This window comes from Chryseobacterium rhizoplanae (genome assembly GCF_900182655.1).
GTDB classification, from domain to species: Bacteria; Bacteroidota; Bacteroidia; order Flavobacteriales; family Weeksellaceae; genus Chryseobacterium; species Chryseobacterium rhizoplanae.
This window is the reverse complement of the sequence record NZ_FXTC01000003.1, coordinates 353802-367455: the sequence shown is the minus strand read 5'-3', so window position 1 is coordinate 367455 and position 13654 is coordinate 353802. Positions and strand designations below refer to the sequence as shown.

Sequence of the window (13654 nt, the reverse complement as noted above, 5' to 3'; positions counted from 1 at the left end):
AATAGAGAATTTTTTATGAATATATTTGTTAAAAATTATAATATGCAATTGGTAAAAGCAGGGCTTTGTGCCTTTGGAATGAGCGGAAAAGTGTTCCATGCTCCTTTTTTAAAGGAACATCCGGGATTTTTTATAGCTGCTGTAGTGGAAAGAAGTAAGGAAGAATCGAAGGAGAAGTACCCCGAAGCAACAATTTACCGTTCTGTGGAAGAAATGCTTCAGCAGGCAGATGTAGAATTGGTCATTATCAATACTCCGGTTCAGACCCATTATGAGTATGCAAAAAAAGCATTGGAAGCAGGAAAAAATATTATTGTAGAAAAACCTTTTACAGTAAATGTTGCTGAAGCAGAAGAGCTGGTACAATTGGCAGAGGAAAAAGGACTGTTTTTAAGTGTGTATCAAAACAGAAGATTCGACCGTGATTTCTTACAGGTTCAGAAGATTTTAAATGATAAAAAAATAGGGAATATTAAAGAGGCAGAAATCCGCTTTGACAGATTCCGTACAACTTCCAGCGGAAAACTGCATAAAGAAAGTCCGGATCAGGTAGGTGCAGGAACACTTCATGATCTGGGAGCGCATCTTGTAGACCAGGCTGTACAGTATTTTGGATATCCTGAAAAGCTTTTTGCAGATGTATTTTCTATGAAAGGAAGTGAGTTTGCTAATGATTACTTTGAAATTCTCTTATTCTATAAAGATAACCTGAGAGTAAGGCTGAAGTCATCTGTTTTCAGTAAAGAAGGGCACTACGCCTATACTATTCACGGCGACAGAGGAACTTTCTTACAGGAAAGAACAGATAATCAGGAAAATGAATTGGTAGCAGGTGCTATTCCTGAATATGGTAAAGAATGGACCCAGCCATTGAAAGAATCTGATGGAATTTTAAACTTCCTCAATGATGATTCCGAGACAGAAAGAATTCTGACGTCCAGTGAAGCCGGAAATTATATGGATTATTACCAGCAGATCTACGAGCACATTGTGTTTGGATATGCTTTACCATCTCCGGGAAGAGAAGTTATTCAGAATATGAAAATTATTGATGCTTCTCTGGAAAGTGCAAAAGAAGAAAGAGTAATTAAATTGTAAAAAGGGTATTCAATTATAAATGATGGGTTATGAATTATGAATGAGTCAGAGTGTTTGAGAGTTTGAGGGCTTGGGTGTAAATGAGTTGAAACTTCTAGTCACGACTGCTATCAACCTTGAACTTTAAACTTTGAACCTTAAATCCATTCATAATTCATAATTTTTAACTCATAATTATTAAAGGATTTCCTGAAGCTCCAGCCATCTCATCTCATGGTTCTCCAGTTTTTCTGAAACTGTTTCCAGTTCGGAAGAGAGTTTGGCGATCTTTTCGTAATCTGCTTCATTGTTGAGCTGATCCAGAATTTTGGAGCGCTGGTCTTCAAGTTCAGGCATTTCCTTTTCTATCGTTTCCAGTTCTTTTTGTTCCTTAAAAGTTAATTTTCTTTTTTTAGAGGCAGCAGCTGGAGCGGTTTCTGTTACAGCAACAACTTCTTTAGCGGGCTCAGGTTTTACAGTGGCATTTTTTTCCAATGCTTCTTCGCGGCTTCTTGCCTCTCGGTATTCTGAGAAATTTCCTACAAAGTTTCTGATTTTTCCGTCACCTTCAAAAGCCAGGACATGATCTACAATTCTGTCCATGAAATATCGGTCGTGGGAAACAATAATCAAAGATCCCTGGAATTGCTGAAGGAAGTTTTCAAGAACCGTTAGCGTAGGAAGATCAAGGTCATTCGTAGGCTCGTCAAAAATCAGGAAATTAGGATTCTGATACAAAATATACATCAGGTGAAGTCTTCTCTTTTCCCCACCCGAAAGTTTGGAGATAGGAGAGTACTGTGTCTGGTCGTCAAATAAGAACAGTCTTAAGAATTGCGATGCTGACAAGCTTCTTCCATTGGCCAAAGGATAAAATTCTGCAATCTCTTTGATGAAATCAATCACACGTTCATCCTCTTTATAGGTAAGCCCTTTCTGAGCGAAATAACCGAAAGATATCGTTTCTCCGGTTTCAATTTCTCCCTGGTCAGCTTTTTCCAAACCTTGGATAATATTAAGCAGGGTAGATTTTCCTGCGCCGTTTTTCCCGATAATTCCAACCTTTTCACCACGTTGAAACTGATAGCTGAAATCTTTCAGAAGAACTTTTGACCCAAAACTTTTATCAATATGTTTAAGTTCGAGAATTTTATTTCCCAGACGCTTCATCTCAAAATCAAGTTCCAAGCCATCTTTTCTGGTATCAGTTTTGGCAACCTTCTCCGTTTCGTAAAAAGCATCAATTCTGCTCTTTGATTTTGTGGTTCTGGCTTTAGGTTGTCTGCGCATCCACTCCAATTCCTTTCTGTAAAGGTTATTGGCTTTATCAATCGTAGCATTAAGATTCTCCTCACGAATCATTTTGTTTTCAAGATAAGTAGCATATGAACCATTATGAACATACAGATTTCTATCTTCCATTTCCCAGATAATGTCACAAACACTGTCAAGGAAATATCGGTCATGGGTTACGAGTAATAATGTGATTTTTGCTTTATTCAGATAATTTTCAAGCCATTCTACCATATCCACATCAAGGTGGTTGGTAGGTTCATCCATGATAAGAAGCGTATGTCTGTGTTCTGCTCTTGTTTCCGTCAAAAGTTTAGCCAGCGCTACACGTTTGATCTGACCTCCCGAAAGCGTTCCCATTTTGGCATCCAGATCAGTAATCTTAAGCTGGGAAAGAATCTGTTTCATTTCATTTTCAAGATCCCATGCCTTGTGAGCTTCCATATCGGCCAATGCTTTCTCAATAAAATCATTATCTGTAGAATGAAGTGACTGATGATAATTTTTAAGAGCAAGGATAGGTTCAGAATCCAGCGCCATCATAAATTCCTCAATGCTGAGTTTAGGATCATAATCAATTTCCTGGTCAAATAATACCACCTGGATATCTTTGTTGATGATCGCAGTTCCACTGTCTGCAATTTCTTTACCCATTAATATTTTCAGAAGGGTAGATTTTCCACTTCCGTTTTTGGCAACAATAGCAATTTTATCCCCTTCATTGATATGAAAAGTAATGTTTTCAAATAAAACTTTGATGCCGTATGATTTGGTAAGATTTTCTGCAGAAACGTAATTCATTGGAAATTAATGGTTTGATTTTAATTTTGAATTGAACCGCAAAAATACGAAAATGTAACCTAAAATTTTCCGGAACCTCTTTTATAAAAATGATTATTTATAATTTTTTAATAGAGTTTACAGGCTTGCTGGAAAAACTATTCAGTAAATTTGATAATGCATGCATTTTTAATAATATAAATAATACAAAATCTGATTGAAGTAATGAAAAAAGTAATTGTCGACATGGATGGGGTAATGGCAGATGTATATCATCAGCTGGTACAATTTGAAAAAAGAGATACGGGGAGAGAAATTGAAATCAGTGATTTGACAGGTAAGCCCGAAATAGAATCATTTCCGAATGGAAAAAAGCACGTTAATGAAGTAGGATTTTTCAGAACGCTGCCTGTAATGAAAGGGAGCCGTGAAGCAATAGAATATCTGAATAATAAATATGATCTGTATATTGTCTCTGCAGGCATGGAATTTCCCAACAGCTTAAGAGAAAAATATGATTGGCTGGCAGAACATTTTCCATTCATCACCTGGGAGCAGATTGTTCTTTGTGGAAGCAAAAAAGTAGTTTCAGGGGATGTAATGATTGATGATTATCCAAAAAATCTGGATCATTTTTCAGGACAAAGATTGATTTTTACCCAGCCTCATAATGAACTGATAGAAAATGAAACTTACGAAAGAGTTCATTCGTGGGAAGAAGTTATGAATATCCTTTAGCAGAAAAGAATGTAAATTCTTTTTAGGGTTCTTTTAGAAACAATAGAATTTTTTAAAAGAACTTTAACTATAGGAAGAATAAATTTAATAAAGAATTGTGACAGCTGAAGATTTAAAATAAATAAGTTTGCGTCAAACTTTTAACATGAAAATATCTCATACTTTATTCTTCCTTTTGGCCGCTTCAGCCTTCCATGCACAAATTATTACCGGAACTGTTATTTCTAAAAACGAAAATCAGCCGATTCCTTATGTGAAAATCGGGATTGAGAAAAAATCAACCGGGGCGATTTCGGATGAAAAAGGACAATTTTCAATTGATCTTTCCAATGCCGAACCACAGCAGAAAATAAAAATAGAAGTCCCGGGGTACGATCTTTATCAGGAGACAATAGAGAGTTTTAAAAAGCATGATCAGCAAAAAGTATTTTTAACGGAGAAAACTAAAAATATTAAAGAGATTGCAATTAAACCTAAAAAACTTGTTGATAAGAACTGGGGAGTAAATACAAAAACAAAAAGTGTTATTTATTCTGTTAATCCGGAATTTGACAAAAAAAGTTTTCTTGGAGAAACCGCTTTGGAATTCAATGCTAAGAAAAGATCCAAAATTAAAAATATCAATCTGAATATAGCCAGTTATGTTTCTACCCAGCCGGTTTTAATGAGATATAGCATTTACAGTGAAAAAAATGGCTTCCCGGATAAAAATATTCTTGAAGAAGAGATTACTGTGGAACTTACTGAAAATATGATCAAAGACGGAACCTATACGCTGGATGTCAATGATCGTAATATCTGGGTTCAGGGAAAATTTTTTATCGGAATTCAGTTTTTAAAAGCTTTTGACGGCAGGATTAAAATAAGTGCCGCTTTATTCAGAACTGGATTTATAAGGGAATTTTATGGTGACTGGCAGAAAATGACCATTGCTGCACCAGCGATTAATATTGATGTGAAAATGGATAAAAACGGAAACGATAATCAGAATGAGAATGATTAATACAGGTATGTCTGAGTAGCTGAAGAATCAATCAGCTTGTTCATACATTTCCATCTTTACTAATCCAGCGTCAGTCTTTTTAACGACCAGGAATTACCATTATAGATATCAAGATCCACTTTGGCATTGATGCCATGAACAATTCCGTTTTCCGTAAACTGCCAGAAATCCCACTGGTCATCAGGAGACGGAGAAGGAACATCATTGTAATTGGCCAGCCATAAAGGATAACCTTCAAATTCACCTTTCAGGAAATCTTTATAATAATGATAGTAGGTGTAAATGATAGGTTTTTCACCATAAGCATCCTCCACAATTTTGCACCAGACTTTCAGGTCTTCAATCAGTTTTTTATTCGTTTTGCGCTTTGGAATTTTCTCAATATCAAGAATGGGAGGAAGATCTCCACTTTCAAGTTTTACATTGGCTAAAAAATTATTGGCCTGAATGACAGGATCTTCATCAGCCCTGTAAAAATGGTAGGCACCACGGATCAGATCATGTTTTTTAGCCATTTCCCAGAACTCATCAAAATGCTTGTCAGCACTTTTATTTCCCATCGTAGCACGCATCACGACGAACTCCAGTGGAATCGTTTTGTTACCAATGCTGAGACTGTCCCATTTGATATCTTCTTTGTTCTGATAATGAGAAACATCAAAACCATAAGTTTTATCAAGGTTGTTCGCTAAAATTCTCTGAATTCTCGCGGCTTCCCTTTCGCTGTTGTGGAGTTTTTTGTGAGTGAATTTGTTAAAGTACAGTGCGTAATAATAGCTGATGGATTGCTTTAAATAAAAGCCGGTTCCGATAAGAGCAATAATTAAAATAGCCAATATTACCTTTCTGCGGAAAAAATAGTTCTTCCGTCTTATTTTATGGAGCTGTTTGGCAGTTTTTTTGGTGTACTTTTTTGGTGTCATAAAGTTTTGCAAAACTAACTTTTTTCACTGCTAAATGCTAAAATAAAATCAGTAAATTTGTGTATTATGGAAACACGCGAAAAAATCATCATTATAGGAGGAGGATTTGCGGGGCTGCAGCTTGCAAAAACATTGAATAACAAGAACAAAAAGGTCATTGTTCTGGATCGGATGAATCATCATATGTTTCAGCCGCTTTTTTATCAGGTAGCCTCAGGAAGGATAGAACCTTCCAATATCTCTTTCCCCTTCAGAAAGATTTTTCAGCAGTCCAGAAACACACAGTTCCGTATGACAGAGGTGAAAGAAATAGACCCTGCCAACAATAAAGTAATTACCGATGAGGCAGAATTTACTTATGATAAACTCATCATCGCAACGGGCTGTAAAACCAATTTTTTCGGAAACAAAGATCTGGAAGGAAAAGCTTTTGGAATGAAAAATACTCAGGAAGCCATCAGCATCAGAAATCATGTGTTGACGACCTTTGAAAAGCTGATTATTGAAAAAAGCCGGAGCGATGACGGAAACTGGAATATCGTTATCGTAGGAAGCGGACCTACAGGAGTAGAACTGGCAGGTGCTTTTGCCGAAATGAAAAAAGACATCCTTCCAAGAGATTATCCTTACATGAACTTTGACCATCTGAAGATTATCCTTGTAAGTTCCACAGAAAAGCCTCTGGCTGTAATGAGCAGTGAAGCCCAGGAAAAATCTGAAAAATACCTCAAAGATCTTGGGGTGACTTTTATGAGTGGAGAAGTGGTGACAGATTATGATGGAGATAAAGTGCATCTTAGAAGCGGGAAAGAAATTCCTTCCAATAATGTAATCTGGGCAGCAGGAGTTACCGGAAATGTGGTAGGTGGTTTCCCTGAAGAAAAATTAGTGAAAAACAGATATATTGTAGATCGATACAATAAAATAAAAGGATACGATAATATTTATGCCATCGGGGATATTGCCTATATGGAAACTCCAAAATATCCACAGGGGCACCCGCAGGTAGCAAACGTAGCCATTAATCAGGCAAAAAATTTAGGTAAAAATCTATTAAAGAAAAGTCAGAACGAGTGGGCAGAATATGAATATGATGATAAAGGTTCATTGGCAACCATAGGGAAGCACAGAGCCGTTGTTGATCTGCCATTTATAAAATTTCAGGGATTTCTGGCGTGGTATTTCTGGATGTTTCTCCATTTAATGCTAATTTTGAGCGTTCGAAATAAGCTGGCCATATTCTTCAACTGGATGTGGAGCTATATCAACAAAGATTCTTCTTTAAGATTAATTATTATACCTACTAAGAAAAACGGAACATTACAATGAGAATTGACATAATAAGCGTACTTCCGGAATTGATGGAAAGTCCGTTCAAAACTTCTATTTTGAAACGAGCAATGGATAAAGGACTGGCAGAAGTACATTTTCATCAACTGAGAGACTGGGCTGTTAATAAGCACAGACAGATTGATGATGAACCTTACGGAGGCGGAGCAGGCATGGTGATGATGATTGAGCCGCTGGATAAATGTATTTCAGAACTTAAATCCCAAAGAAATTATGATGAGGTAATCTATCTGACACCGGATGGCGAAACTTTAAATCAGAAAATTGCCAATTCGCTTTCCATAAAAGAAAATCTGATCTTTCTTTGTGGCCACTATAAAGGAATAGACCAAAGAGTAAGAGATCTTCATATCACAAAAGAAATTTCCATCGGAGATTATGTTCTTACCGGAGGAGAACTGGCAGCCTGCGTTCTGGCAGATTCTGTAATAAGACTGCTTCCGGGCGTTTTAAATGATGAACAGAGTGCCTTAACGGATAGTTTTCAGGATGACCTTCTTTCACCGCCAATTTATACCAGACCTGAAAGTTATAAAGGACTGGATGTACCTAAAATTTTACTGAGCGGAAATTCCGGAAAAATTGAAGAATGGCGCCATGATGAAGCGGTAAGGATCACTAAAGAAAAACGTCCCGATTTACTGTAGTCAAATACTGTCGAAACTTGTCAATTCTTATCCGCGTTGAATTCCATTTGTTTTGAAGATAATGGAATAATATTTGTTATAAATTTAATAATAACGAAAAATATTAATATTTCTAATTTTAAATTAAAAATTTATTTCTATTATTTTGATTTTTATGTATTGTCTCAATTTTGATTAATGTATTAAAACTCTCTAATAATTGAAAAATTAATTTATTATAGCTGATTTCATTGATATTTTTTATTATATTTGAATCGTTTTTTATTGGAAATTGATTCGCTTTTCTTGAGTTGAATCAGAGGAATTTGAAAAAAAATAAATAAATTTACATCTTAAGAAAAAAGAACATAATAAATTAAAAGTATAGAAATTAGTGTAGATGGAGCTGTTCTCTTTTTATAATGTTGAAAATTTATTTTTGCCCGATCCGAAACCTGTCCACAAATTAGATCCTACACGGTCAGGATTAAGGAATTGGGATGAAAAAAGATATAATAATAAGCTTTTCAAGATCTCCCATGTATTTCAGTTGATGAAGGAGGATAATGGTGTATTGCCATTTGTAATAGGATTGTCTGAGGTTTCCGGAAGGAAAGTATTGGAAGATCTTGTGGAGATGGAGCCCTTTCATTCGCAGTATGGGATTGTACATTACAATTCTATGGACGAAAGAAAAGTGGATGTAGCCATGTTGTATGATAAAAATAAAGTAGAGGTAATAGATTCTGAAACCATTACTTTCTTTTTTGAAATAGTAAATAAAAACACAGGAAATTACGACACAACCCGAGACGTACTTTTTTCAAAAATTAAATATAAAGGGGAAATTATTAATGTCTTTATCGCCCATCTTCCCTCTAAGCGAGAAAAAGATATCAATAAACCTAAAAGAGCCTTTATATTGAATGAAGTCCGGGAACGGATTATGAAAATTGTAGATGCTGATAAAGAGCATGTCATACTGTGTGGTGATTTTAACGAAAACCCGGATGATGAAAATTTAGTACAGATTCTCTATAACAATGACCACGAGAAGGTTTTAATAAACCCTTTTCAACAATTGTTTTCTGCAAGAAATTATTCTACTTTTCATTATAAATCTGGATTGCTGTATGATCAGATCATTATGTCAAGATCTTTGCTTGATAATAAGACGCTGGCTTTTCAGGATGCCGATATATTCAATTCTGAGAAAATCCGCAGCAGAACCAGAAATTTTGAAGGACGGCCTTTCCGAACTTATGCCGGTACAAGGTATTTGGGAGGATATAGTGATCACTTTCCGGTTTTTGTAAAATTTAAAAATTTACAGTAAAAAACATAAATAATAAAAAAAGTAGAAAATGAAAAATTCGAGCAACACAAGCTATCATTTAGATTCTATTGACAAGGAAATTATCTACATGTTGATGGATAATGCTAAAACTTCTTTAGCCCACATTTCAAAAAATGTTGGAATTTCCACAACTGCAGTGCATCAAAGAATCAAAAAACTTGAACATGCAGGAGTTATTGAAAATTCAATATCATTTCTTAATCCTAAAAAAATAGGATATAAAGTGATTTCCTACATTGGTGTGTTTCTGGATCAGCCAAGCCATTATCCAGAAGTGGTAAAATCTTTGCATGATATTAATGAAGTAGTGGAAGCCCACTACACAACAGGAAATTATACCATATTCCTGAAAGTTCTTTGTAAAGATAATGATCACTTAATGCAGATCCTTAACAAGCTTCAGAAGCTGAAAGGGGTAACAAGAACAGAGACTTTTATATCTTTGGAACAAGGTATTTACAGACAATTGAAAGTATAACGATATGAACATAGCCCAATATTTGGATTCAACCTACCTGAAAACACCGGAACAATCAGGTATTTCCCATGAAGAAACACTTCAAAAAGATAAAGAACTTGCTCAGGAAGCTATTGATAATGGCATTTTTGCAGTAATGATTCGCCCGGATTATGTAGCTGAGATCAGGAAATATATTCAGGAAAGAAATTCAAATGTTGCAGTAGGAACAGTAATAGGCTTTCACGAAGGAACGTATTCTGTTGATGAGAAACTTGCTGAAGCCTCAAAAGCAATAGAAGACGGTGCTGATGAATTGGATTTCGTTATTAATTATACAGCTTATCTGCAAGGAAATACAGAACTGGTAAAAGAAGAATTTGTAAAATGTACAAGATTGTCTCTTGAACATCATAAAATAGCAAAATGGATTATTGAAATTGCTGCATTGACAGATGAACAGATTGCAGATCTTACCAAAAATATTTCTACCTGGGCGGAAGAGAACTTCTCTGAAAATGATTGGTCAAAAATTTTTGTTAAGTCTTCAACAGGGTTCTACAAAACTCCTGAAGGAAAACCTAACGGAGCAACCTTTGAAGGAATAACAATTATGCTCAACAACGCAGGAAAACTTCCTGTAAAAGCAGCAGGTGGTGTAAGAACCCCTGAGGATGCTGAGAAAATGATTAAGATGGGAGTGAAAAGAATAGGAACCTCTTCAGCTTTAGCACTGATTAAAAATGTATCTCCGTCAGAAGGATATTAATCTGAAAGTTCAAAATAATAAAAAAACCATCAGTTTTGCTGATGGTTTTTTATTTATACCTGTGCCTGATATTCTTCGTAGAACTGTTGGGTTTCTTTGATTAAGCTGTTCATTTCTTCCAATGTGAAAACTTCCAGGAATTTTCTTCTGAAGTCCTTGAAGTGAGGTATTCCTCTGAAATAATTACTGTAGTGCTGTCTCATTTCCACCAAACCTAATCTTTCTCCTTTCCATTCAACACTCCATTCCGCATGCTGGCGAACGGCCAATAAACGGTCTGATATGGTAGGAGCAGGTAAATGCTCTCCCGTTGTAAAGAAATGCTTGATTTCATTAAATATCCATGGATAGCCAATAGCAGCACGTCCGATCATAATACCGTCACATGCATACTTTTGTTTATATTCTAATGCTTTTTCAGCAGAATCAATATCTCCGTTTCCAAAGATAGGAATCTCAATATTAGGATTTTGTTTGATTCGGGAAATATGTTCCCAGTCTGCTTCCCCTTTGTACATTTGAGCACGGGTTCTGGCATGTATCGTAAGAGCTTTAATTCCTGTTTCCTGCAGACGTTCTGCTACTTCATCAATATTGATAGTATGGCTGTCCCATCCTAAACGGGTTTTTACAGTTACAGGCAGATGAGTGGAACTTACAACAGCTTTTGTAAGACGAACCATCAGGTCAATGTCTTTCAAAACACCTGCTCCCGCTCCCTTGCAGACCACTTTTTTTACAGGACATCCAAAATTGATATCTACCAGATCCGGATTTACTGTTTCAACAATTCTTGCGGACATGGCCATAGCTTCTTCGTCTCCACCGAAGATCTGAATACCTACTGGCCTTTCATAATCAAAGATATCAAGCTTTTTACGGCTTTTGATAGCGTCACGAATCAACCCTTCAGAAGAAATAAATTCCGAATACATTAAGTCTGCACCATGCATTTTACACAAACGTCTGAACGGAGGATCACTTACGTCTTCCATCGGAGCCAGCAAAAGTGGAAATTCCGGCAGTTCTATGTTGCCTATTTTTATCATGGTGCAAATTTACGAAATTCTAAAAAAACAATATTTTACTATTTATAATGTGTTTTGCGTTTCGTGTATTTTTGTTTATTTAAGGGATTTTATGATATTTTGTTTAATTTTTATTTAATTTATATGTTTGATTTTCAGTGTTTTTAATATTATGTTAAAAAATATTTCTTATATTTAATACTAATAAAAATTAATAATATGAGAAAAATTCTATTTTGCTTGATGGCAGTTTTTTCTGCATCAAATTTTTATTCACAAGTGAATGTATCTGCTACGGCAGGCACAGCTACAGGAACCTATACTACGTTAAAGGGAGCATTTGACGCTATTAATGCGGGAACACATCAGGGAGCAATTGCAATCAGTATCACAGCTAATACTACCGAAACGGCAACTGCCAGTCTGAATGCCAGCGGTGGTGCCACAAGTTACACTTCTGTTGCGATAAAACCCGCAGTGGGAGTTACGGCTACTATTTCAGGAGATGTTGCCAGTGCACCTTTAGTGAGAATACAAGGAAGTAATATTACTTTAGATGGAAGTAATGCTGCTTCAGGAACTACAAGAGATCTTACCCTTACCAATACTTCTGTTACAGCACCGCAGGTACTTACATTTATTGCGGCTTCTGCAGCAGCTGCCAATACGAATATTACGGTTAAAAACCTGAATATAGTAAACGGTATCAATACCTCTTCTGCTTTTATAATGTATGATGGAGCTGCAACCCCTACAGGAGGCTTCTTTAATAATGTGACGATCCAGAATAATTCTGTGAAGAAAGCTTACATAGGAATTTATTTATTTGCTGCAATAGCTGCAGGTAACGGAAGTAACACTCTGGTGACAGGAAATGATGTGAGTGCCTCCGGAACAGATGCTGTTCGTCTTTGTGGAATTTATGCGCAGGGAGCAGACGGAGTAACAGTAAGTAATAATACAATTGGCAATTTTGAAACTACCAATGCTGAGATCAAGAGAGGAGTCTGGTTTGCAACTGCAACTGTAAATTCTTCCATTACTTCAAATACCATTACCAATCTTGGCTATACGGGAACAGGTGCCGGAGGTGCTTCCGGAATAACAGTAACTTCTGGTAATACGGGAGCTTCCGCAGCAGCCAATATTATTGTAAAAGGAAATACCATTTCCAATTTTAATTCCAGTGGAACGGGAACTCTGTTTGCCGGAATTTATGCTGGAGGCACATTAACGAATGGAATGGCCATCACTAATAATAAAATCACCGGAATCAAAAATACCAATGTATCCGGATATGGAGCGCAGGGGATATATCTGTCAACAACAAATCTTACCTCCAATACTTTAGTGGCCAACAATATTGTAAGTGGTGTGGCAGGTTATGGATATGCAACAACAGGCGGAGTAAATGACAACGGAAACGGAATAGTCATTGCCGCAGGAGGAGGGTATAAAGTATATTATAATACTGTTGTGATGGATGTAAGCCAGACTGTTGCAGGAAGACCATCTGCTTTAAACATTACGAGCGGAGTAACTGGCGCAGGAGGTATTGATGTGAGAAACAATCTTTTTGTCAATACCCAAACCCAGGCAGGAGATAGATATGCTATTTATGCCGGCGCAGCCAGCACGGTTTTTTCTACCATTAATTATAATAATTTTTATTCTTCAGGAACCAATCTCGGGTATATCGGAGGAGCTGCAAAAGCTACCCTTGCTGATATCCAGGCAGGATTTGGAGGTAATGTAAATTCTTTGAATGTTCTGCCGGTATTTGTATCAGCAACAGACTTCCACGTGTCTGGTACCGGAAATGCAGCTCTTGATAATAAAGGAACTCCGGTTGCTGAAGTAACATTGGATGCTGATGGTAATACAAGAAATGCTGTAACACCGGATCTCGGAAGTTTTGAATTTACAGCAACGGTATTGGCTGTAAATGAAACAGCGAAAAAGAATACAGTCAATTTCTATCCAAACCCGGTTGTAGATTACCTTTATATCAATAATGACAGCAGAATCAAAGATGTTGAAGTATATAATGTTTCAGGACAAAGAATCCTTAGCGAAACAATCAACGCAGAAAAAGGCTCTGTAGATATGAGACGTGCCCCAACAGGAATTTACATCTTAAAAGTGAATACCGAAAGAGGTTCACAATCACTTAAAGTTATTAAAAAATAAAAATTAACTAATAATCAATACAAATCCCCAATAGTGATATTGGGGATTTTTTATGGTAAAAAA

General features: G+C 36.3%; 12 protein-coding genes. 9 read left to right on the top strand and 3 right to left on the bottom strand.

The window, feature by feature from the left end:
• Window positions 1-42: 42 nt before the first annotated feature.
• Complete coding sequence (locus FN817_RS10330) at window positions 43-1098, top strand: Gfo/Idh/MocA family oxidoreductase (RefSeq protein ID WP_142717838.1); 1056 nt, start codon at window positions 43-45, stop codon at window positions 1096-1098.
• A gap of 177 nt (window positions 1099-1275) precedes the next feature.
• Here FN817_RS10330 and FN817_RS10325 read toward each other — a convergent pair whose 3' ends face one another.
• Window positions 1276-3171: an ABC-F family ATP-binding cassette domain-containing protein gene (locus FN817_RS10325; RefSeq protein ID WP_142717837.1), complete on the bottom strand. Its 1896-nt coding sequence runs from the start codon at window positions 3169-3171 to the stop codon at window positions 1276-1278.
• 204 nt (window positions 3172-3375) lie between these two features.
• On the opposite strand from FN817_RS10325, the gene FN817_RS10320 reads away from it, so the two are divergent.
• Together FN817_RS10320 and FN817_RS10315 are read left to right on the top strand one after the other, a co-directional pair.
• On the top strand, window positions 3376-3888 hold the full coding sequence (locus FN817_RS10320) for a 5' nucleotidase, NT5C type (RefSeq protein ID WP_047419950.1): 513 nt from the start codon (window positions 3376-3378) through the stop codon (window positions 3886-3888).
• Between the two features lie 145 nt (window positions 3889-4033).
• The gene (locus FN817_RS10315) at window positions 4034-4891 is read left to right on the top strand and encodes a carboxypeptidase-like regulatory domain-containing protein (protein WP_142717836.1); all 858 of its coding nucleotides are present in this window, start codon (window positions 4034-4036) and stop codon (window positions 4889-4891) included.
• A gap of 59 nt (window positions 4892-4950) precedes the next feature.
• Here FN817_RS10315 and FN817_RS10310 read toward each other — a convergent pair whose 3' ends face one another.
• Window positions 4951-5814 (bottom strand): glycoside hydrolase family 25 protein, encoded by an 864-nt coding sequence (locus FN817_RS10310; protein ID WP_185149907.1) that lies wholly within the window; start codon window positions 5812-5814, stop codon window positions 4951-4953.
• Window positions 5815-5880: 66 nt separating this feature from the next.
• Between FN817_RS10310 and FN817_RS10305 the strand changes: the two genes are divergently transcribed.
• The 5 genes from FN817_RS10305 (at window position 5881) to deoC (ending at window position 10373) form a co-directional block, all read left to right on the top strand.
• A complete protein-coding gene (locus FN817_RS10305; protein ID WP_142717835.1) occupies window positions 5881-7143 on the top strand; it encodes an NAD(P)/FAD-dependent oxidoreductase in 1263 nt (420 codons plus the stop codon).
• Window positions 7140-7811, top strand: a complete 672-nt coding sequence (gene trmD, locus FN817_RS10300; RefSeq protein ID WP_047419942.1) for a tRNA (guanosine(37)-N1)-methyltransferase TrmD — start codon at window positions 7140-7142, stop codon at window positions 7809-7811. The genes FN817_RS10305 and trmD overlap by 4 nt, the downstream gene beginning before the upstream one ends.
• 379 nt (window positions 7812-8190) lie before the next feature.
• Window positions 8191-9126, top strand: a complete 936-nt coding sequence (locus FN817_RS10295; protein ID WP_142717834.1) for an endonuclease/exonuclease/phosphatase family protein — start codon at window positions 8191-8193, stop codon at window positions 9124-9126.
• A 28-nt stretch (window positions 9127-9154) separates the two neighbouring features.
• Window positions 9155-9625: an Lrp/AsnC ligand binding domain-containing protein gene (locus FN817_RS10290; protein WP_047379047.1), complete on the top strand. Its 471-nt coding sequence runs from the start codon at window positions 9155-9157 to the stop codon at window positions 9623-9625.
• A 4-nt stretch (window positions 9626-9629) separates the two neighbouring features.
• The gene (deoC, locus tag FN817_RS10285; protein ID WP_142717833.1) at window positions 9630-10373 is read left to right on the top strand and encodes a deoxyribose-phosphate aldolase; all 744 of its coding nucleotides are present in this window, start codon (window positions 9630-9632) and stop codon (window positions 10371-10373) included.
• A gap of 53 nt (window positions 10374-10426) precedes the next feature.
• Here the strand turns inward: deoC and dusB are convergent, their stop codons facing one another.
• Window positions 10427-11422 carry a tRNA dihydrouridine synthase DusB gene (gene dusB, locus FN817_RS10280; RefSeq protein ID WP_142717832.1) on the bottom strand — a complete coding sequence of 332 codons (996 nt, stop codon included), beginning with the start codon at window positions 11420-11422 and terminating at the stop codon, window positions 10427-10429.
• A gap of 198 nt (window positions 11423-11620) precedes the next feature.
• Between dusB and FN817_RS10275 the strand changes: the two genes are divergently transcribed.
• On the top strand, window positions 11621-13591 hold the full coding sequence (locus FN817_RS10275) for a T9SS type A sorting domain-containing protein (RefSeq protein WP_142717831.1): 1971 nt from the start codon (window positions 11621-11623) through the stop codon (window positions 13589-13591).
• The last annotated feature ends 63 nt before the right edge of the window (window positions 13592-13654 follow it).

Bases quoted from the DNA above. Each gene is read 5' to 3' on its own strand.
- FN817_RS10330 (WP_142717838.1), top strand. From the start codon at position 43: ATGCAATTGGTAAAAGCAGGGCTTTGTGCCTTTGGAATGAGCGGAAAA.
- FN817_RS10325 (WP_142717837.1), bottom strand. From the start codon at position 3,171: ATGAATTACGTTTCTGCAGAAAATCTTACCAAATCATACGGCATCAAA.
- FN817_RS10320 (WP_047419950.1), top strand. From the start codon at position 3,376: ATGAAAAAAGTAATTGTCGACATGGATGGGGTAATGGCAGATGTATAT.
- FN817_RS10315 (WP_142717836.1), top strand. From the start codon at position 4,034: ATGAAAATATCTCATACTTTATTCTTCCTTTTGGCCGCTTCAGCCTTC.
- FN817_RS10310 (WP_185149907.1), bottom strand. From the start codon at position 5,814: ATGACACCAAAAAAGTACACCAAAAAAACTGCCAAACAGCTCCATAAA.
- FN817_RS10305 (WP_142717835.1), top strand. From the start codon at position 5,881: ATGGAAACACGCGAAAAAATCATCATTATAGGAGGAGGATTTGCGGGG.
- trmD (WP_047419942.1), top strand. From the start codon at position 7,140: ATGAGAATTGACATAATAAGCGTACTTCCGGAATTGATGGAAAGTCCG.
- FN817_RS10295 (WP_142717834.1), top strand. From the start codon at position 8,191: ATGGAGCTGTTCTCTTTTTATAATGTTGAAAATTTATTTTTGCCCGAT.
- FN817_RS10290 (WP_047379047.1), top strand. From the start codon at position 9,155: ATGAAAAATTCGAGCAACACAAGCTATCATTTAGATTCTATTGACAAG.
- deoC (WP_142717833.1), top strand. From the start codon at position 9,630: ATGAACATAGCCCAATATTTGGATTCAACCTACCTGAAAACACCGGAA.
- dusB (WP_142717832.1), bottom strand. From the start codon at position 11,422: ATGATAAAAATAGGCAACATAGAACTGCCGGAATTTCCACTTTTGCTG.
- FN817_RS10275 (WP_142717831.1), top strand. From the start codon at position 11,621: ATGAGAAAAATTCTATTTTGCTTGATGGCAGTTTTTTCTGCATCAAAT.